This is a genomic window from Asticcacaulis sp. AND118 (genome assembly GCF_020535245.1).
Taxonomy (GTDB): domain Bacteria; phylum Pseudomonadota; class Alphaproteobacteria; order Caulobacterales; family Caulobacteraceae; genus Asticcacaulis.
Genome location: NZ_CP084910.1, coordinates 1384608 through 1404452, shown reverse-complemented (window position 1 = coordinate 1404452; position 19845 = coordinate 1384608). Strand labels below are relative to the sequence as shown.

General features: G+C 63.2%; 22 protein-coding genes and 1 pseudogene. 21 read left to right on the top strand and 2 right to left on the bottom strand.

Annotated elements, in window-relative coordinates; genetic code table 11:
• The first annotated feature begins 13 nt into the window (after positions 1-13).
• The 12 genes and pseudogenes from LH365_RS06770 (at position 14) to LH365_RS06715 (ending at position 9509) form a co-directional block, all read left to right on the top strand.
• On the top strand, positions 14-460 hold the full coding sequence (locus LH365_RS06770) for a DUF2285 domain-containing protein (RefSeq protein WP_226745403.1): 447 nt from the start codon (positions 14-16) through the stop codon (positions 458-460).
• Positions 461-598: 138 nt separating this feature from the next.
• Positions 599-880 (top strand): AlpA family transcriptional regulator, encoded by a 282-nt coding sequence (locus LH365_RS06765; RefSeq protein ID WP_226745402.1) that lies wholly within the window; start codon positions 599-601, stop codon positions 878-880.
• A gap of 17 nt (positions 881-897) precedes the next feature.
• Positions 898-1719 (top strand): annotated as a pseudogene (locus tag LH365_RS06760) (replication initiator protein A); the annotation flags it as partial.
• A 278-nt stretch (positions 1720-1997) separates the two neighbouring features.
• The gene (parA, locus tag LH365_RS06755) at positions 1998-2654 is read left to right on the top strand and encodes a ParA family partition ATPase (RefSeq protein ID WP_226745401.1); all 657 of its coding nucleotides are present in this window, start codon (positions 1998-2000) and stop codon (positions 2652-2654) included.
• The gene (locus tag LH365_RS06750) at positions 2647-2898 is read left to right on the top strand and encodes a hypothetical protein (protein ID WP_226745400.1); all 252 of its coding nucleotides are present in this window, start codon (positions 2647-2649) and stop codon (positions 2896-2898) included. The genes parA and LH365_RS06750 overlap by 8 nt, the downstream gene beginning before the upstream one ends.
• A gap of 5 nt (positions 2899-2903) precedes the next feature.
• Complete coding sequence (locus LH365_RS06745) at positions 2904-3416, top strand: DUF2840 domain-containing protein (RefSeq protein ID WP_226745455.1); 513 nt, start codon at positions 2904-2906, stop codon at positions 3414-3416.
• The gene (locus LH365_RS06740) at positions 3413-3958 is read left to right on the top strand and encodes a S26 family signal peptidase (protein WP_226745399.1); all 546 of its coding nucleotides are present in this window, start codon (positions 3413-3415) and stop codon (positions 3956-3958) included. The genes LH365_RS06745 and LH365_RS06740 overlap by 4 nt, the downstream gene beginning before the upstream one ends.
• Before the next feature lie 44 nt (positions 3959-4002).
• Positions 4003-4338 carry a DUF736 domain-containing protein gene (locus LH365_RS06735; RefSeq protein WP_226745398.1) on the top strand — a complete coding sequence of 112 codons (336 nt, stop codon included), beginning with the start codon at positions 4003-4005 and terminating at the stop codon, positions 4336-4338.
• A gap of 4 nt (positions 4339-4342) precedes the next feature.
• A complete protein-coding gene (locus LH365_RS06730) occupies positions 4343-5056 on the top strand; it encodes a lytic transglycosylase domain-containing protein (RefSeq protein ID WP_226745397.1) in 714 nt (237 codons plus the stop codon).
• A 244-nt stretch (positions 5057-5300) separates the two neighbouring features.
• Positions 5301-7040 carry a VirD2 family relaxase/mobilization nuclease gene (locus LH365_RS06725; protein ID WP_226745396.1) on the top strand — a complete coding sequence of 580 codons (1740 nt, stop codon included), beginning with the start codon at positions 5301-5303 and terminating at the stop codon, positions 7038-7040.
• Between the two features lie 23 nt (positions 7041-7063).
• On the top strand, positions 7064-9052 hold the full coding sequence (locus LH365_RS06720; protein ID WP_226745395.1) for a conjugal transfer protein TraG: 1989 nt from the start codon (positions 7064-7066) through the stop codon (positions 9050-9052).
• 7 nt (positions 9053-9059) lie between these two features.
• Entirely contained in the window at positions 9060-9509 is a 450-nt protein-coding gene (locus LH365_RS06715) for a ribbon-helix-helix protein, CopG family (protein WP_226745394.1), read from the top strand.
• A 29-nt stretch (positions 9510-9538) separates the two neighbouring features.
• Here LH365_RS06715 and LH365_RS06710 read toward each other — a convergent pair whose 3' ends face one another.
• Positions 9539-10759: a type II toxin-antitoxin system HipA family toxin gene (locus LH365_RS06710; RefSeq protein ID WP_226745393.1), complete on the bottom strand. Its 1221-nt coding sequence runs from the start codon at positions 10757-10759 to the stop codon at positions 9539-9541.
• A 52-nt stretch (positions 10760-10811) separates the two neighbouring features.
• Positions 10812-11147, bottom strand: coding sequence for a helix-turn-helix transcriptional regulator (locus LH365_RS06705; protein ID WP_226745392.1), 336 nt, complete (start codon positions 11145-11147; stop codon positions 10812-10814).
• 380 nt (positions 11148-11527) lie between these two features.
• Here LH365_RS06705 and trbB point away from each other — a divergent pair, with 380 nt between their 5' ends.
• From trbB to trbG, 9 genes are all read left to right on the top strand, one after another.
• Positions 11528-12517 (top strand): P-type conjugative transfer ATPase TrbB, encoded by a 990-nt coding sequence (gene trbB, locus LH365_RS06700; RefSeq protein WP_226745391.1) that lies wholly within the window; start codon positions 11528-11530, stop codon positions 12515-12517.
• A gap of 62 nt (positions 12518-12579) precedes the next feature.
• The gene (locus tag LH365_RS06695; RefSeq protein WP_112796505.1) at positions 12580-12873 is read left to right on the top strand and encodes a TrbC/VirB2 family protein; all 294 of its coding nucleotides are present in this window, start codon (positions 12580-12582) and stop codon (positions 12871-12873) included.
• Positions 12873-13145 carry a VirB3 family type IV secretion system protein gene (locus LH365_RS06690; RefSeq protein ID WP_226745390.1) on the top strand — a complete coding sequence of 91 codons (273 nt, stop codon included), beginning with the start codon at positions 12873-12875 and terminating at the stop codon, positions 13143-13145. The genes LH365_RS06695 and LH365_RS06690 overlap by 1 nt, the downstream gene beginning before the upstream one ends.
• Positions 13146-13158: 13 nt before the next feature.
• Positions 13159-15597 carry a conjugal transfer protein TrbE gene (gene trbE / locus LH365_RS06685; protein ID WP_226745389.1) on the top strand — a complete coding sequence of 813 codons (2439 nt, stop codon included), beginning with the start codon at positions 13159-13161 and terminating at the stop codon, positions 15595-15597.
• On the top strand, positions 15594-16361 hold the full coding sequence (gene trbJ / locus LH365_RS06680) for a P-type conjugative transfer protein TrbJ (protein ID WP_226745388.1): 768 nt from the start codon (positions 15594-15596) through the stop codon (positions 16359-16361). The genes trbE and trbJ overlap by 4 nt, the downstream gene beginning before the upstream one ends.
• A gap of 10 nt (positions 16362-16371) precedes the next feature.
• Complete coding sequence (trbK-alt, locus tag LH365_RS06675; protein WP_226745387.1) at positions 16372-16677, top strand: putative entry exclusion protein TrbK-alt; 306 nt, start codon at positions 16372-16374, stop codon at positions 16675-16677.
• Between the two features lie 2 nt (positions 16678-16679).
• Positions 16680-18035, top strand: coding sequence for a P-type conjugative transfer protein TrbL (trbL, locus tag LH365_RS06670; RefSeq protein WP_226745386.1), 1356 nt, complete (start codon positions 16680-16682; stop codon positions 18033-18035).
• A gap of 2 nt (positions 18036-18037) precedes the next feature.
• Positions 18038-18721 carry a conjugal transfer protein TrbF gene (trbF, locus tag LH365_RS06665; RefSeq protein ID WP_226745385.1) on the top strand — a complete coding sequence of 228 codons (684 nt, stop codon included), beginning with the start codon at positions 18038-18040 and terminating at the stop codon, positions 18719-18721.
• Positions 18718-19773, top strand: coding sequence for a P-type conjugative transfer protein TrbG (trbG, locus tag LH365_RS06660; protein ID WP_226745384.1), 1056 nt, complete (start codon positions 18718-18720; stop codon positions 19771-19773). Before trbF ends, trbG begins: the two co-directional genes overlap by 4 nt.
• Positions 19774-19845 lie beyond the last annotated feature (72 nt).

Sequence of the window (19845 nt, the reverse complement as noted above, 5' to 3'; positions counted from 1 at the left end):
GCAAGACAGTCCCTTGCCGATCGCCTTGTCCACAGACCAGCAAAGCATTGACGGCTTTCATGCGCTATTGCCTCTGCTGGATGATCAAAGGCTGCAAGTGTTCAGCCTGGACGCCGAACCCCTTGCCGCGATCATTCCCCTGACGCTGGAAGGCTTCGACCGGCTTGCAGCCGTCTATCGCCTCCTCGCTCACCTTCATGGCCGGTCCGTGCCGCCCGACGCACGTCTGACGCGACAGCAACGCGCCCGGGCACGGCGCATGCTACAGGCCATCGATGGACTACGCTCTGGCGCCACCCAGCAGGAGATCGCCCAGAGCCTCTTCCGCCTCAAACGATTGGGCCGCAGCGAATGGCAAGTGTCCCCGATCCGCCATTCGGTGATGTCACTCCTCCGCGACGCACGCTCGATGATTTCCGGCGGCTATCGCAAACTCCTTCGCCACCGTCGCAAACCCTGAAACTCTTGTACTGACGCGGTGTGGGAAATTCGACCCCCGCAAATTCCTCCTCCATCCAACCCGCTTCCCTTCGCCATCGTGGCCTGCATTCGCCGTCTGTTCCCGACGGTTCCAACGCACACCACGAAAGGCCGATCCATGCGCCCCGATCTCGCCGTTTTGCCGCCGCGCTTTCTGCGCACCAAGGAAGCCGCTGAATTTCTCAGCCTATCTGCCCGGACCCTCGAAAAGCACCGCACCTATGGCACCGGCCCGGCCTACAAGAAGCTCGGAGGCCGCGTCGTCTACGCCGTCGACGACCTGCAAGCCTGGGCCGAGCGCGGCGCGGTGACGTCGACAACCGATCCGCGCGGTCAGGTTCTTCCCGCCAAGCGCCATGGCTTTCCGTCGGGCGGCCAGCCAAGCCGCCTCGCGCGCTGACCCGGCGTCCCTATCCCATGTCGGCGCGGCATCGAACACTCTCGGAGCGCGGGCAGCTCGATCTCTTTCGGGCACTCCCTGGCGATTTCGCGCCAAGAGATGCGCAGGATCTCATGGCCTATCCCTTCTTCTCCCTGTCCAAATCGCATCGTGTGACGCCCATCGACTTCGTCGCGGGCGCCATCTCGATCCGCGTCGAGGCTGTGCCAGACCATGGCATGGCCACCATCTGGGACGCCGACATCCTGATCTGGGCCGCAAGCCAGATCGTTGAAGCCCGCGACTCCGGCTTGCGGACCTCGCGGCTCATGGCGGCGACACCCTATGAAATTCTCACCTTCATCGGTCGTGGAACATCACTTCGCGACTATCAGCGCCTCAAGGCAGCGCTCGACCGGCTGCAATCGACGACGGTCAGCACCTCCATCCGTCAGGCGGCGGAAGGCCGCCGCCATCGCTTCTCCTGGATCAACGAATGGAAGGAGCGCACGGATCGGACCGGTCGCCCAGACGGCATCGAGCTGATCGTTCCTGACTGGTTCTATCAGGCCGTGCTCGACAACGCCCTTATCCTCACCATTGACCGGGCCTATTTCGATCTGACTGGCGGGCTTGACCGCTGGCTCTATCGCCTTGTGCGCAAGCATGGCGGCCGGCAGCGCAGCGGCTGGCGGTTCGACTTCCGTCACCTGCACCAGAAATCCGGCGCCCTATCGCCGTTCAAGCGCTTCGCCTTCGAGCTGCGTGACATCGTGCGCCGACAGCCCCTGCCGGGCTACACGCTGTTTCTGGAGGTCGAGGTTGGCGGACGAATGCTACTCGCCTTCGAACCTCATCCCGCCTGTGGACAGGCTGTGGATAGCCTCGTGCCATCGGGAACCCTCGGACACGTGCCATCAGGAACCGCCCTCTCGTGCTATCAGGAACCCAAACAGGGTGTAACCCACGGAGGCAAAAGCGGAAATCGACCCCTTAACTTAGAATCTAACTCAGAATCTAACTTCATGATGCGCGCGCGCGATGGGGAAAACCCATCTGACGGTGCCTTTGACGCCCAAGACAGCGCCGGAAAACCGATCACCAAGAGCCGGTCTCCAGACCGTTCGGGAGGCCCGCGATGATCGTGGCCCTCCTCAATCAAAAGGGTGGCGTCGGCAAGACGACGTTGGCGCTGCATCTCGCAGGTGAATGGGCGCGCCAGGGGCAGCGCGTCACCCTCATCGACGCCGATCCGCAGGGCTCGGCGCTGGATTGGTCGCAGCAACGCGAACATGAACGCCTGCCACGGCTCTTCGGTGTGATTGGACTGGCGCGCGATACGCTCCACCGTGAAGCGCCGGAACTCGCCCGCAGCGCCGACCATGTCGTCATCGACGGTCCGCCCCGTGTCGCCGGCTTGATGCGCTCGGCCCTTCTGGCTGCGGACCTGGTGCTGATCCCGGTACAGCCGTCACCGCTCGACGGTTGGGCTTCCGCCGAAATGCTTGGCCTGCTCAAAGAAGCCCGCATCTATCGTCCGGACCTTGCCGCGCGTTTCGTCCTCAATCGCTGTGCGGCGCGCACCATCCTCGCCCGTGAAACAGCTGACGGTCTTGCCGATCATGATCCGCCGGTGCTCGGCGCAACCATCGGCCAGCGCATCGTCTTTGCCGCCGCCGCCCAATCCGGGCAGCTGGCGCAGGAACTAGACCCTGACGGGCCTGCCGCGCGAGAAATTGCCCGGCTCGCCGACGACATCACGAGCCTTACTGCCGGGAGGCATCGTCATGGCTGAGCGCCCGTCCCGTCGCGGCTTTGCCGCCCGGCCAGCCGATCCGGAGAGCTGGATCAAGGCGCCTGATGCGCCAGCGCGCGTCGCGGACGCCGCCATCAACACTGCGCGTCTGACCATCGACGTCACGCCGGATATGCGCGGGCGCATCAAGATCGCCGCCTTCCGTCGAGGCATGACCGTTGCCGACATGCTGCGCGATCTTCTCGCGCGGGAGTTTCCTGCTGATGCCGGAGAGCCGTCATGAGCGTGATGACCGGAAGACAAGCGATCGGCCAGGCTACGCCAGCATCGGCACAGACCACAGAACTCACCGAGGTCGAGTTGGTGTGGATCGAGAAGCAGATCGAACATTGGCTACGCTTCGGCCATGAGACCTCCGAACGGCTGATCGACCGCCGCCGGCGCTGCGTCAGCTTCGCGCCCGAGAGCGTCTTCGCGCTCATCCGCTGGGCGGCGAACAGGTTCGGCACCGTGAGTTCGCATCTTTACGTCGTGCGCACCGTGCGACCGGGCCAAGGGTTCCAGACCGTACCTTCCGTGACACCCGGCGGCGACATCCTGCTGCACGTGGCGAGCTGGCCGAAGGTCGAGCGGGTTCTGAGCCACATCGACGCCATCGAGGCCTTGCGGATCGACCCGACCGCGGTCGCGCCCGATCACTGGCGTCATGTCCACAATCGCCTCGCGACCGGCGAACCGCCGCGCCCCTACACGCTCGCGCGTCATCGGGCATGGCTCAAGCGGCAAGAGGTCAGCCAATGAAGCGCGTCCTTTATCTTCTGGTGGCCGCCACGGCCCTTGCAGGGTTCGGCGTCACCACCTTTTCCGCTATGCCGATGAAACTGCTCTGGAACGCCACCGCCAGTGCGCCCATCGGCCTCTATGCTGTTGGCCCAGTCGACAAGCTCGAAGTCGGCGATCTGGTGGTCGTCAGACCAGACGAGGCGCTCGAAGATTTCATGGTCGAGCGCGGCTATATCGGTCGCGGCGTCCCCCTCCTGAAACATATCGCGGCCCTGTCCGGGCAACAGGTCTGCCGGATCGGCCGCGACATCATGGTCGACGGACGTTTCGCCGCTGCCGCACTCGATCGCGACAGTCGCGGTCGTGAATTGCCGGTCTGGCAGGGCTGCCAGCAGATCGCTCCGAACGCGGTTTTTCTGCTCAACCCCGCCGCCCGCGACAGCCTCGACAGCCGCTATTTCGGCCCGCTCTCGGTCACTGACGTACTCGGCAAGACGCAACCTCTCTACACCGATCCTACCGGAACGGGCCGCTTCATCTGGCGCGCAACAGCGCCTTGAGCGCCCGCGTTGCCGTCTTCTTCCACCATTCCAAGGAGATTTCCATGACACAGATCGGACAGTTTACGCGCAACCCATCTGGATTTTCCGGCCACATCCGCACGCTCATGCTGAGCGCCGAACTGGTGATCGTCGCCATTTCTCCATCCGACACGGAAGGCGCACCGGACTACCGTGTCCACCTCGATACCGAGGACGGCCCGGAGGCCGGAGCCGGATGGAAGCGTACCGGCGAACGCGCGGGTGAGTTCATCGCCTTGGCTCTCGATGACCCGTTGCTGACGCAGCCGATACGGGCCAACCTCTTCCGCGACGATGACGCCGGTCACGCCTGGTCGCTGCATTGGAACCGCCCACAAAAGCGCGAAGGTCGGGACTGAAACCATGCGTATGCTCACTCTTTTCTTTTCCGGCCTTGTTCTTCTGAGCCCGCTGCCGCGCGTTGCGTTTGCCGAACCGCCGACGCCGGTTGCCCAATCGCCCGGCGGTGCCTATGCCGATCATATTGCCGAGGCCGCTGCCCGGTTTGAGCTTCCCCCGCGCTGGATACGCGCAGTGATGACGGCGGAAAGCGCGGGCGACCGCCGAGCGCTCTCGCCCAAGGGCGCCATGGGCCTGATGCAGATCATGCCTGCGACTTGGGAAGACTTGCGCGCGCGGCATCGGTTGGGCGCAGATCCTTACGATCCGCATGACAACATTATCGCAGGCACAGCCTATATCCGGGAACTGTTCGACCGTTACGGCTCGCCCGGCTGGATCGCCGCCTATAATGCTGGCCCCGGACGTTATGAAGCCTCTCTCAAGGGCCGAACGCTGCCCAGCGAAACCCGCGCCTATGTCGCACTAGTGGCGCAATCGGTCGATGCCAGTGGATCATCGGACAGCACCTTGGCGGCCCCCTCGAATGCCGTCTCCTGGACACAGGCGCCGCTGTTCATCGCGCAGAACGTCACCCGCCAGACCGCCATTCCCATACCGGAAAAGCGCCCGTCTTCGCAGGCCCAGGCGACAACGGATGTACGCGATGTCTCCGCCATCGAGCCGCAGTCTGATGGCCTGTTTGTCGCCCGCGCCAGTACAGGAAGCACACCATGAGTACTCGGGTTCCTGATCGCACGATAGCGGACACCGGTGTGGAGAAGCGTGCGCAGAGGTCGAGGCCTGGTAACACGACCGAAGGATGGCGAGATAAAAGGCCGCGAGGTGCGGGCTTGGTCGGTCGTTTGTTTTCAATGGGTTATGGATTACTTTTGCGAGGCGCGATGAAGTGCAGCACCTCGCAGAACTGCCATTCCTTTCGCAAAATCAACGCCTTGTCGCGATGTGCTGGAGTTTTGCCATGAGTGGCGACGAGGACTTCCGTATCCGTCCTGGCCGCGTGCGCAGTTCCGGCACGCAAGCCACACGGCCCTTCATTGCTCAGGCTCTGGCAGCGGCCCAGAAGGCTGGCGGCCATGTGTCCCGCTCTGGCCGCATCAGCTCCGGCACCCGCTCGACTTTTGGGCGGGGCCGGACGGCGAGCGTGCGCGCCAACAACCTTCTGAACGGCCGTTCCCGCGTCGTTGTCATCAAGACCCGTGTGGTTCGCCACAGCGCCCGCGCAACACCGCTCACCACCCACCTTAATTATCTGCGCCGCGATGGTGTGACCCGAGACGGGGAAAAGGCGCATCTCTTCGGTCCGGGCGAGACGGAAGTGGATGGACAGGCCGTTGCCGAGCAAGCGGACGGCGACCGTCATCATTTCCGCTTCATCGTCTCGCCGGAGGACGCGACGGACATGGCCGATCTGCGATCCTTCACCCGCGACCTGATGGGCCAGATGGAAAAGGATCTCGGCACCAAGCTGGACTGGGCCGCCGTCGATCACTGGAACACCGACAATCCGCATGTGCATGTCATCCTGCGCGGCCGCGCCTACGATGGCCAGGACCTTGTTATTGCCCGCGACTACATCAAGGACGGTATGCGCGCACGCGCAGCCGACCTCGTCACCCAGGAGCTGGGGCCGCGCACAGACCTCGACATCCGCCGCAGCCTGACCGCCCAAATCGATGCCGAGCATTGGACCCAGCTCGATCGCCAGCTGGCCGGTGATCGTGACGCCCATGGCATCATCGATATGGCGCCCGCCAGTGCCGAGCGGCCCGACGAATTCCACCCCCAAAAGATCGGGCGGCTGCGCAAACTCGAAGCCCTCGGCCTCGCCCATGAGGTCGGTGCCGGCCAATGGATCATTGACGACAAGGCAGAAGCCACACTGCGCGCGCTTGGTGAGCGCGGCGACATCATCAAGCGCATGCAACGTGCGCTGACCGATCGCGGCATCGAACGCGGATCAGCAAGCTTCGTCCTCGCCGGTGAAAGTCTTGATGATACCATCGTTGGGCGGCTCGTCGCCCGCGGCCTCGACGACGAGCTGAAGGGCACCGCCTATGCCGTGGTCGATGGTGTTGACGGACGCACCCATCACATCAAGCTTTCGAACCTAGACGCTGCTGGTGACAGCACGCCCGGTTCCATCGTCGAACTGCGCAAATTCGATGACGCCAACGGCCAGCGCCGCGCAGCGCTCGCGGTGCGCTCGGACTACGACCTCGATCGACAAATAACCGCGTCCGGCGCGACCTGGCTGGATCGCCAGAACATCGCCCGTGATCCGCACGCACTTTCTGACGGCGGGTTCGGCGCGGAGGTGCGTCAGGCCCTGCATGCCCGTGCCGATCACCTTGTCGCGCAGGGCATTGCCGAGCGTCGTGACAGCCAGATGATGTTTCCGCGCGGCCTGATCGAGACCCTGCGAAACCAGGAACTGGAACAGGCAGGTCGGGCCCTCGCGGCCGAGACCGGCCGACCGTTCAAAGCTTCAGGGACTGGCGACTATGTGACCGGCGATTATCGCCGTCGGCTGACGCTCGCCTCCGGCCGCTTCGCCATGATCGATGATGGCCTCGGCTTCCAGCTCGTGCCTTGGACACCCTCGCTCGAAAAGCATCTCGACCGCCATGTCTCCGGGATCGCGCGCGCCGATGGCGGTGTCGACTGGAGCTTTGCCCGCAAACGCGGGATTGGCCTTTGAACTTCTGACGAGAGACGAAACCAATGTCCGCGACCAAAATTCTCTGGGGCCAGATCCTCACCGTTCTTTCGATTGTTCTGCTCTGCATTTGGGGCGCGACCGAATGGGTGGCGTGGCGGCTGGCCTTCCAACCAGAACTCGGCGAACCCTGGTTCCGGCTCTTCGGTTTTCCCGTTTACCTGCCGCCCGCCTTCTTCTGGTGGTGGTACGCCTATGACGCTTATGCACCGCCGATCTTTGTGGAAGGCGCCTACATCGCCGCATCCGGTGGTCTGATCGCTGCAGCCGCCGCCATCGGCATGTCGGTTTGGCGGGCGCGCGAGGCCAAGAAGGTCGAAACCTATGGCTCCGCCCGCTGGGCTGAACCCGAAGAGGTGAAGGCGGCAGGTCTTCTGGGGCACGATGGCGTCGTGCTCGGCCGCTATGACGAGCACTATCTGCGCCACGACGGCCCCGAACACATCCTTTGTTTTGCACCGACTCGATCCGGCAAGGGTGTCGGTCTCGTCGTGCCTTCGCTTCTAACCTGGCCCGGCTCCGCCATCGTTCATGACATCAAGGGCGAAAACTGGCAGCTCACAGCCGGCTTCCGCGCCCGGCATGGCCGCGTTCTGCTCTTCGATCCGACCAACACCAAATCCTCACCCTATAATCCCCTGCTCGAGGTGCGCCGCGGCGAGTGGGAAGTCCGTGACGTTCAGAATATCGCCGACATCCTTGTTGACCCCGAAGGCTCCCTTGAAAAGCGCAACCATTGGGAAAAGACCAGTCACGCCCTGCTGGTCGGGGCCATCCTGCATGTCCTCTATGCCGAGCCTGACAAGACACTGGCGGGTGTCGCTGCTTTTCTCTCCGATCCCCGCCGCCCGATCGAGTCGACGCTCGCCGCCATGATGAAAACCGCGCATCTGGGTGAAGCCGGACCGCATCCCGTCATTGCCAGCGCGGCGCGTGAACTCCTCAACAAATCCGACAACGAACGCTCGGGCGTGCTCTCCACCGCCATGTCGTTTCTCGGGCTTTACCGCGATCCGGTCGTTGCTGAAGTCACCCGCCGCTGCGACTGGCGGATCATGGACCTGGTCGCCGCAAAACATCCGGCAACCCTCTATCTTGTCGTGCCGCCATCCGACATCGCCCGGACAAAGCCGCTCATTCGCCTGATCCTCAACCAGGTTGGGCGCCGTCTGACCGAGGATTTGCAGGCCAAGGCCGGACGACATCGCCTTCTCCTGATGCTCGACGAGTTTCCGGCGCTGGGGCGGCTCGATTTCTTCGAGAGCGCGCTCGCCTTCATGGCGGGCTATGGCCTCAAGAGCTTCCTGATCGCCCAGTCGCTGAACCAGATCGAAAAGGCCTACGGCGCGAATAATTCGATCCTCGACAACTGCCATGTCCGTGTCAGCTTCGCCACCAATGACGAGCGAACCGCCAAGCGCGTTTCCGACGCGCTCGGCACCGCGACCGAGATGAAGGCGATGAAGAACTATGCCGGGCACCGGCTCTCGCCCTGGCTCGGGCATTTGATGGTTTCGCGCTCCGAGACGGCGCGGCCCCTCCTGACCCCTGGCGAAATCATGCAACTGCCGCCGACCGACGAGATCGTCATGGCGGCGGGCCTTGCGCCGATCCGCGCGAAAAAGGCTCGCTATTACGAGGATGCCCGTTTCAAAGAGCGCCTGCTGCCCCCGCCAAAGCTTGCCGCTTCCGACGTAGGGCGGCCCGACGACTGGACCGGCTTACCGGTGCCTGCCAAGCCGGAAGCTTCCGCGTCTCTCCTGGCTGGTGGCGATCAGGGTGACGAAGATCCGACCGAATCCGAGCGTCGGCATCAGCCGGAACTCAACCGTGTCGCACCGATCGAAAAGAAAGCCCCAATCAACAATGAATTCGAGATCGACCTGCCGGACGAGACGGATGAAGACGCCGTCCGCAATAGCCGCCTGTCCCGTATCATGCAGAGCGTGGCACGGCAGGTCTCGCTCGATCCCGACGACGGCATGGACCTGTGAGGTGCACATGACGAAATCACCCCGCAAGCAACGGCTCTCCGTCTATCTCGAACCCGCTGTCATGAAACGTCTCGTCGAACATGCCGCCCGACGTGACCAGTCGAGGTCGCTCATCGCCGAAGCCGCGATCGAATCCTTCCTCTCACCGGATGCAGCCGAGCGACAGGAAGCAGCCTTCACCAAGCGCCTCGATCAGATCGATCGTCGCATCACACGCCTCGAGCGCGATGTCGGGATTTCGGTCGAGACCCTGGCGGTGTTCGTGCGCTTCTGGTTGTCGACGACCCCGGCCCTGCCCGAACCCGCTGCGCAGGCCGCCCGAGTCAAGACCGGCGAACGTTACGAGGCGTTTGTCACCGCACTCGGACGGCGGCTCGCCAAGGGGCCGCAGCTCCGGCAGGAGATCTCGGAGGATATGGACGTGTCGGATCATTCGGCCAAACATGATCAACTTTAACGATTGCGCGAACGAAAGACCTTCAATCTCTATTCGTCAAATGCATATTGATTTAGGAATTGCCGTTCCCAAAGAAACGCCCGGTCGACAGCGCTGAGTTCCGCTTCATCGCAAATGTCGCCCCAAGCTGCCCGGATACCTTCGATCTGTGCGTCTATGATTTCATCGGCGTCCGCGGCACCCAACAGGAAGGCGGATGCTGCGGCACGGCAGGTTTCCAGGCGGCTGCGCCGATCCTCCTCCCCGATCAGCATGGCCTGATTGGCCTCGCGACCGGTGCGCGGCTGGGGGCAGATGTCGTAGGCAGGCGTAAGCGACAGGGACCCGCCACCCCAGAAGGCCGCGTGATTGCGGGCATGGTCGTCGGTGTTGCCCGAGAGCACATTGAACACCATACGCCCAAACAACTCCCTCAGCGTTTCCTTCGGCTCGGTAAAACGCGCACGGATGATCTCGGCAAGATCGCGATAGCTGGCATATCGTGCCTGCATTTCGGACAAGCCGAACATGGTTAGTGCCGAGACCATCGCGCGCCGCGCCCAGCCCTTGTCTGTGCGTGTGCGGTCGAAGCGCTTGACCAGCAGCACGTCCTTGCCATTGGCCTTGACCAGCCTGACGGGGGCGACGTTGAGCCCGGCTGCCACATCGGCCAGCCGCATCGCCACATATTCCGCCTTGACGATGGCATAGGTGTCATTCGTCGCGGAAAATTTGGCGATGAACTTCTCGTTGCCATTGGCAATCAATGCCTTTGGCCGGGCACCGCCGATGGAACTGCCATGAAACAATGCCCTGTCGAGGGCTGGCGGAATAGGCTCGCCCCGGTCAACGCGCTCGGCCGCTTCCAGCAACTCCTCAAGCGTTGAATTTTCAGCTTCGCGTGGCTCATAACGATCCGGCGACGCCTGAAAATCCAGGGCACCGATGCGGTCGGAGCCAGAATTCAGCATGTAGGTCAATTCATCGAATTCGACCGCTTGTGCGTCAACGCCCTTCAGACCCGTCAGTCGATTGATGATGACCCGTCGCCCCCATGCATCGGGCGATCCATCGCGCAAGGCGCCGGCCATGTCTAGCGGTGCCTGTGGAACAAGCGCGCCGCGCTGCAACGGCAATTCCGGCAGATAGATCGGCATGGCGTCGGGACGTTCCAGATAGGATCGGCCGTAGTTGAAGACATGAAGGTCTCCGTCGCGGGCAAGACGTCCGGCGACGACAGGTTCCGTGCTTCCGGGCAACCAGATCCACACATAAGCCTCACGTGGCAGCGCTCTTGAACTCTGCCGATCGCCTGTCTTCCGCTCAGAAGTCATCCTTCACCTCCGTGCGCGGACGGCGGATCGACTGAGGCAGCAGCGCCAGCTTGTCCTCGACGCGGGCAATCTGGGTGGCAAGGGCCGATGGCTCACTGACAAACAACGGCACGCCAACCAGATGAGCCGCCTCGAACACCAGTCCGATTTCCGCCTTGGCGCTTCCCTTCTCGATCATCTGCAAGGTGCTGCGGGCAATCCCGATGCGCTCCGCAAGATCGGCTTCCGACATCTTGCGCTGTTTACGGGCAAGCTTGATATGCCCGCCCATAAGGACGAGCGCTTCCTGCGTTGCACGCGAATAGGTTCGAATGGTGGAAACCATCAATATTGCCTCTTATGCCGGCCATGAATATCCTTCATGCCTGATATAAAAGGCACATAACACATAATCTTCGAATTTTCAATGAATGACCGCTATGGACGTCACAAAACGCCTTTATGAAGTTTATATCGGGCACATTTATGTACGTACGGCCTTCGCAAGGCTCTCGGTAGCGATGACAAGATAGACGAAGGCGACCATAGCCCATCCTTGACGAGGCGCCTCCCGAAAACAAGGGGCAAGCAGGCCCGCCGTTCTCCTGTATTTGCACGCCACATCCCTACGACGACGAAAATCTGTTGAGCCCGCCCAAAATCTGGCTCTCTTAATCATCCCCGTGCCGAAAGCGTTTGTTCGCTCGCGGCAGAAATGGGGATCGGATGGCCGCTTCACATCACAATTCGGAAGGCCTCGCGCGCGGCGCACGGATGCTGCGCACGGCGCTTGGCTCAGCCATCGCCCGGTTTCTGGAAGATGGCTCAGTCGTCGAGGTGATGCTGAACCCTGATGGACGCATCTGGATCGACCGACTCTCTGAAGGGTTATCAGATACGGGGGAACGCCTGTCGCCCGCCGATGGGGAGCGCATCGTCCGCCTGGTCGCGCACCATGTCGGCGCCGAGGTCCATTCCGGCGCCCCGCGCGTTTCGGCCGAACTGCCCGAGACAGGCGAACGGTTCGAGGGATTGTTGCCGCCCGTGGTCGCAGCCCCTGCCTTCGCCATCCGCAAGCCCGCCGTCGCTGTGTTCACGCTCGAAGACTACGTCGCGGCCGGGATTATGTCGGCGGCACAAGCAGAGACGCTACGCGAAGGCGTGGCCTCTCGCGCCAACATCCTCGTCGCCGGTGGCACCTCGACCGGCAAGACGACACTGACCAACGCTCTGCTGGCGGAAGTCGCCAAGACCTCCGATCGCGTGGTCATCATCGAAGACACACGCGAACTGCAATGCGCTGCTCCCAACCTCGTCGCCATGCGTACCAAGGATGGCGTCGCTTCGCTCTCTGACCTCGTCCGTTCCTCGCTCCGTCTGCGACCTGATCGCATTCCGGTCGGTGAAGTGCGCGGAGCCGAAGCCCTCGACCTCTTGAAGGCTTGGGGCACTGGCCATCCCGGCGGGGTAGGCACAATCCACGCCGGTTCTGCCATCGGTGCGCTACGGCGGATGGAACAGCTCATCCAGGAAGCCGTCGTCACTGTCCCACGCGCGCTGATCGTCGAAACGATTGATCTCGTCGCCGTGCTCTCCGGTCGCGGGTCCGCGCGCCGACTCACCGAACTCGCCCGCGTCGAGGGCCTCGGCCCGGACGGCGACTACCGCATCGTCTCCGCCACGATTTTCCACCAGCCAGAAGAAGGAGCCTCCTAATGATTCCTGTTGTTCAGCCTTCCCGCCCCGTGGGCCTGCGCCTGCCGCGCCAGCGCCTCGCCATGACCGTTTCGGTCGCCGCACTCTCTGTGGTAATGGCCGCGCCCGCTTACGCCTCCGGCTCATCCATGCCATGGGAGCAGCCGCTGCAACAGATCCTGCAATCGATCGAAGGACCGGTCGCCAAGATCATCGCCGTCATCATCATTATCACCACGGGCCTGACGCTGGCCTTCGGCGACACGTCAGGCGGGTTCCGTCGTCTCATTCAGATCGTGTTTGGCCTGTCGATCGCTTTCGCGGCTTCGAGCTTCTTCCTGTCCTTCTTCTCGTTCGGCGGCGGAGCGCTGGTCTGATGATAACAGCTGGTGACGAGGTTCCAGGCTTCACCGTGCCTGTCCACCGTGCGCTCAGCGAGCCGATCCTGCTCGGCGGCGCGCCACGCGCCATCGCGATTCTGAACGGCACGCTCGCCGGCGCGGTGGGCCTCGGCCTGCGCCTCTGGCTGGTCGGCATCCTCATCTGGGCAATCGGGCATTTCGCGGCGGCGTGGGCAGCAAAGCGCGACCCGCTGTTCGTCGAGGTCGGTCGCCGCCATCTGCGCATCCCGGCGCACCTGACAGTTTGAGGAGAGCGCCACCATGATGAACCTCGTCGAATACCGCAACAAAAACGCCCGCCTCGCTGACTTCCTGCCCTGGGTGGCGCTGGTTGGCCAGGGCATCGTCCTCAACAAGGACGGCAGTTTTCAGCGCACGGCGCGGTTTCGTGGTCCCGATCTGGATTCGGCCGTACCCGCTGAACTGGTTGCCGTGGCGAGCCGGTTGAACAACGCCTTCCGCCGTCTCGGCTCGGGCTGGGCGATCTTCGTCGAGGCGCAGCGCCATCCGTCGAACAGCTATCCCGACAGCCGCTTTCCAGATCCCGCATCTGCTCTGGTCGATGCCGAGCGCAAGGCCGATTTCGAGGAAGCAGGCAGCCACTTCGAGTCCAGCTATTTCCTGACCTTCACCTATCTGCCGCCAGCCGAGGACGCCGCACGCACCGAGACATGGCTTTACGAGGGCCGCGAGAAAACCGGCATCGATCCGCACGAGGTGATGTCGGGCTTCGCCGACCGCACCGACCGGCTGCTGCGCCTGATCGAAGCTTTCATGCCCGAATGCCGCTGGCTCGATGACGGCGAAACGCTGACCTATTTGCATGGCTGCGTCTCCACGCACCGCCATCGCGTCCGCGTGCCGGAGACGCCGATCTATCTCGACGCGCTGCTCGCCGATCAGCCGCTCACCGGCGGGCTGGAGCCGCGCCTGGGTACGTCGCATCTGCGCGTCCTCACCATCACCGGCTTTCCGACCGCAACCACGCCCGGCGTACTCGACGAGTTGAACCGGCTCGCCTTTCCCTATCGCTGGTCCACACGCGCCATCCTGCTCGACAAGACCGATGCGGTGAAACTGCTGACCAAAATCCGCCGCCAGTGGTTCGCCAAGCGCAAGTCGATTGCCGCGATCCTGAAGGAGGTGATGACCAACGAACAATCTGTACTGGTCGATACCGACGCCTCGAACAAGGCGGCGGATGCCGATCTCGCGCTTCAGGAACTCGGCGCTGACTATGCCGGTATCGCCTATGTTACCGCCACCGTGACGGTCTGGGATGCCGATCCGCGTATTGCCGACGAGAAACTGCGCCTGGTCGAGAAGGTCATCCAGGGCCGCGACTTTACGGCTATGCCTGAGACCATCAATGCGGTGGATGCCTGGCTCGGCTCCTTGCCAGGCCATGTCTATGCCAATGTGCGGCAGCCTCCGATCAGCACATTGAACCTCGCCCACATGATCCCCCTTAGTGCCGTGTGGGCGGGGCCGGAACGGGACGAGCATTTTGCAGCGCCCCCATTGCTGTTCGGCAAGACCGAAGGCTCGACCCCGTTTCGGTTTTCCCTCCATGTCGGCGACGTCGGCCATACGCTGATCGTCGGCCCGACCGGCGCCGGCAAATCCGTCCTGCTGGCCCTGATGGCAATGCAGTTCCGGCGTTACCGGCGGTCACAAGTCTTCGCCTTCGATTTCGGCGGCTCTATCCGTGCAGCTGCGCTCGCCATGCGCGGCGACTGGCACGATCTTGGCGGCAGTCTAACCGAGGGCAGCGCCGACAGCGTATCGCTACAACCACTCTCGCGCGTCGATGACGCCGCCGAGCGTGCATGGGCGGCCGACTGGATCGGCGCGATCCTCGCCCGTGAAAGCGTCGCCATCACGCCGGAGGTGAAAGAACATCTCTGGACAGCGCTGACCTCACTGGCCTCCGCGCCGGTGGAGGAACGCACCATCACCGGCCTCTGCGTCCTGTTGCAATCCAATGACCTGAAGCAGGCGCTCCGCCCCTATTGTATCGGCGGGGCCTGGGGCCGGTTGCTCGATGCCGAAATCGAACATATCGGCACCGCCAGTTGCCAAGCCTTCGAGACCGAGGGGCTGATCGGCACTGAAGCCGCGCCCGCCGTGCTCGCTTATCTGTTCCATCGGATTGAAGACCGGCTCGACGGTTCGCCGACACTCATCATCGTCGATGAAGGCTGGCTGGCGCTCGACGACGAGGGCTTCGCCAGCCAGCTCCGCGAATGGCTGAAGACGCTCAGGAAGAAGAACGCCAGCGTCATCTTCGCCACGCAATCCTTATCCGACATCGATGGTTCGGCCATCGCACCGGCAATCATCGAAAGCTGCCAGACCAGGTTGCTGCTTCCGAACGAACGCGCCATCGAGCCGCAGATCACCGCCATCTACCGCCGCTTCGGCCTCAACGACCGCCAGATCGAGATCCTCGCACGCGCCATGCCAAAGCGCGACTACTACTGCCAGTCGCGGCGTGGCAACCGGCTGTTTGAGCTGGGTCTGTCGGACGTGGCGCTGGCGCTCTGTGCAGCGTCATCGAAGACCGATCAAACCGCCATCGCCGCGATTGTCGCCGAGCATGGCGCGGACGGTTTCCTCGACGCCTGGCTGCGCCATCGTGGCGTCGATTGGGCTGCCGACCTCATCCCAAACCTCACCAACCTGGAGACACTGCCATGACGCTTCGTCATTTCACGGGCCGCACCCGCGCGGTGATGATCGCTGCCGCCCTTGCCATGCCGCTTTCAGCATCACCATTGCTGACGACACCGGCGTCCGCGCAATGGATCGTCTACGATCCGACCAATTATGCGCAGAACCTGCTTTCCGCGACGCGCGCGCTCCAGCAGATCAACAATCAGATTACCTCGCTCCAGAACGAGGCTCAGATGCTGATCAATCAGGCACGCAATCTGGCAAGCCTGCCATACTCGTCGCTGCAACAGCTCCAGCAATCGGTGAGCCGCACCCAGCAGCTTCTAAGCCAGGCCCAGAACATCGCTTACAATGTGCAAGCGATCGATCAGGCTTTCCAGACCCAATACGGCAATGTCTCCATGTCTGCCTCCGATGCGCAACTCGTCGCCGACGCCAAGACCCGTTGGCAGAACACGGTTGGCGGCCTTCAGGACGCCATGCGCGTGCAGGCCACTGTCGTTGGCAATATCGACACCAACCGCACCGAAATGTCATCCCTTGTTGGCGCCAGCCAGTCCGCCACTGGCGCCTTGCAAGCGACTCAGGCCGGAAACCAACTCCTCGCCCTTCAAGCCCAGCAATTGAGCGATCTCACGGCGGTCGTTGCCGCCAATGGGCGGGCACAAGCGTTGCAATCGGCCGAACAAGCCGCCGCAGCCGAACAGGGGCGCGAACAACGCCGCCGCTTCCTGACGCCGGGCTCCGGTTATCAGGCTGGTAGCGCCCAGATGTTCTACGGCAATTGAGGGTGACGCCATGGACGGCAAGACCCTCGCGCGTCTAGCGGCCGTAATTTTTGTCGCCGTCGCCATCATCGCGACAGCGATCGAGATGAACCGTCGCGATGTGTCTCAAGATGCCTCTGCGACCTTTCCACCCTCCACCCCAAGGCCGGACCCGCTCGATGCGGAACTTGCCCGGTGCAGCGGGATTGGCGAAGCCGGAAGCCGCGATCCGGCTTGCCTGAAGGCATGGGCAGAGAACCGCCGCCGCTTCCTCGGCCAACCCGCCTCGTCCGCTCCAGGCCCGCAGCCGTCTTCTCCTGAAAATGGAGCGCGCTGACCATGGGCAATACCGGCGTCATCGACCATTTTCTCGAGGTTTTCACCCGCTATATCGACGGCGGTTTTGGACTGCTCCGCCCCGAGGTGGCCTTCATCGCCACCACCCTGATCGTCATCGACGTCACGCTGGCGGCCCTCTTCTGGTCGTGGGGCACCGACGAGGACATCATTGCCCGCCTCGTCAAGAAGACGCTCTTCGTCGGTGTCTTCGCCTATATCATCGGCAACTGGAACAACCTTGCCCGTATCGTCTTCGAAAGCTTCGCCGGTCTCGGCCTGAAGGCCTCCGGCACCGGCTTTACCGTGAGCGATCTTCTGCGCCCCGGCAAGGTGGCGCAGACCGGCCTCGATGCAGGTCGCCCCCTCCTCGATTCCATCTCGAACCTGATGGGCTATTGGGCCTTCTTCGAAAATTTCATCCAGATCGCCTGCATGTTGTTCGCCTGGGCGCTGGTGCTGCTTGCCTTCTTCGTGCTCGCCATCCAGCTCTTCGTGACGCTGATCGAGTTCAAGCTGACGACGCTTGCGGGTTTTGTGCTGATCCCCTTCGGCCTCTTCGGCAAATCCGCCTTCATGGCCGAGCGCGTCCTCGGCAACGTTATCTCCTCCGGCATCAAGGTATTGGTGCTGGCCGTCATCATCGGCATCGGCTCGACGCTGTTTTCAGAGTTCACGGCCGGTTTCGGCGGCGCAACACCGACCATAGACGAAGCCATGGCCATCGTTCTTGCGGCGCTGTCTCTGCTCGGTCTTGGCATTTTCGGTCCAGGTATTGCCAGCGGCCTCGTGTCTGGCGGACCACAGCTTGGCGCGGGCGCCGCCATCGGCACTGGTCTCGCTGCGGGCGGCATGGTTGCAGCAGGTGCGGCAACGGTCGGCGCCGTCGCCTCCGGCGGCGCCTCCCTCCTTGGCGGGGCCGCGGCAGCCGCACGTGGCGGCGCAGCGCTGGCCGGTGGCGCTTCAACCGCGTACAGCCTCGGTGCAGCCGGTGAGACTGGTGCATCCGCAGTTGCGTCCGGTCTTGGCAATGTCGCATCGACGGGAGCCAAGGCTGCCGTTTCGCCTCTGAAAAAGGCCGTAGGCCGCGCGTCCGATAGCCTGAAATCCAGCTACCAGTCCGGTGCCCGCGCCGCCTTCGAGGCCAGCGGCGGGTCATCGACGGCGGGCACCGTGGGCGGCGATGCCCCGGAAGCCGCGTCAGGCTCCTCCTCTCCATCCGAAAGCCCACCCGCCTGGGCGAAGCGCATGAAACGCTCCCAGACCATGACGCACGGCGTTCAGGCTGCCGCGCACGCTGTCAAATCCGGCGACGCCCACGGCGGCGGCTCGTCCGTCAATCTCTCCGAAGGCAATTGACCATGTTCAAGCGACCCTCCACCCATTACGGCAAATCCCCCGAGCCCGAAACGCCCTATCAGCGTGCGGCCCAGGTCTGGGACGATCGCATCGGCTCTGCCCGCGTTCAGGCAAAGAACTGGCGGCTGATGGCCTTCGGTTCGCTTGCCTTGTCAGCGGGATTGTCAGGCGCGCTGGTCTGGCAGTCGACGAATGGTTCGGTCGTGCCCTGGGTGGTGCAGGTCGACAAACTCGGACAGGCGCAAGCCATTGCACCTGCGACCGCCGACTATCAGCCCAACGACGCTCAGATTGCCTTCTACCTTGCCCGTTTCATCGAACAGGTCAGGAGCATTCCTGCCGATCCGATCATCGTGCGGCAGAATTGGCTGCGCGCCTATGATTTTACGACGCAGGGCGGTGCGCTGGCGCTCAACGACTATGCCCGCGCCAATGATCCCTTCGCCAAGGTCGGCAAGCAACAGATTGCCGTCGAGGTTTCCAGCGTGATCCGCGCCTCGCCTTCGAGTTTCCGCGTCGCCTGGATCGAACGCCGCTATCAGGATGGATCATTGGCCGCGACCGAGCGCTGGTCCGCGATCCTGACCGTCGCCGTGCAGCCGCCCCGCGATGCCGACACGCTCAGGAAAAATCCCCTCGGGATCTACATCAACGCCATCAACTGGTCGAAGGAGCTTGGATCATGATCCGGCCGTCTCATCTGACCGCCGGACATCCGGCGGCGCGTAGCTACGCACTTCCGCCTTTCCGTAAATACGCTTTGCCGCTTCTCTTGGTCTATGCCTCTGCGCTTGCCGGGTGCGCGACACCGCAAAAGCCCCCGGAAATTTCCTATGACGATGCCGCGCCCGCCGTGCTGGCGGCCGATCCGCCAAAGCCGGTTCAGGTGGTCGAATTGCCCAAAGTCCTGCCGCTTCCTGGTCAGCTCAAACCGGTCGGCAGGGATGGCAAGCCCGCTCCTGAACTGGCGGACCCGGCCGCCCGGGTGAGCGAAGCCAACGCCGCCGCCCGGATGCAGCCCGTCAGGAACGGCTTCATCAACTCGATGCAGGTCTACCCCTTCGTCGATGGCGCGCTCTATCAGGTCTATACCTCGCCGGGACAAATCACCGATATCGGCCTGCAAGCCGGCGAGCAGCTTGTCGACTCCGGCCCGGTCGCCGCCGGAGACACAGTTCGCTGGATTATCGGCGATACCGAAAGCGGCTCAGGCGCCGCCAAACAGGTTCATATCCTGGTGAAGCCGACGCGACCGGAACTCACGACGAACCTGGTCATCAACACCGACCGGCGCACCTATCACATGGAGCTGCGCTCAACCGAAAAGACCTACATGGCCTCGGTCTCTTGGCAGTATCCGCAGGATCAGCTCATCGCACTCCGCCGCCAGAACAGCCAGGCCGAGGCTCTGCAGCCGGTCGCCAGCGGCGTCGATCTTGCCAGCGTCAATTTCCGCTACGACGTGACGGGAGACCGAGCACCCTGGCGGCCGCTGCGCGCTTTTGATGACGGGCGGCAGGTGTTCATCGAATTTCCGCGCGGCATCGGTCAGGGCGAAATGCCACCGCTGTTCGTCGTCGGCCCCGAGGGCGACACGTCCGAACTCGTAAACTACCGGGTGCGCGGCAATTACATGATCGTCGACCGCCTGTTCGCCGCCGCCGAATTGCGTTTCGGTGCTGGCAAGGACCAGAAACGTGTCCGCATCTCCCGAACCGACGGGAGGCCCGCGTCGTGAGCACCGAAATCGATCCCGAAAAGGAGGAAGGCCGGAAGCCGGATGCGACTGAGGAAGACGCCCGGCCGCTGA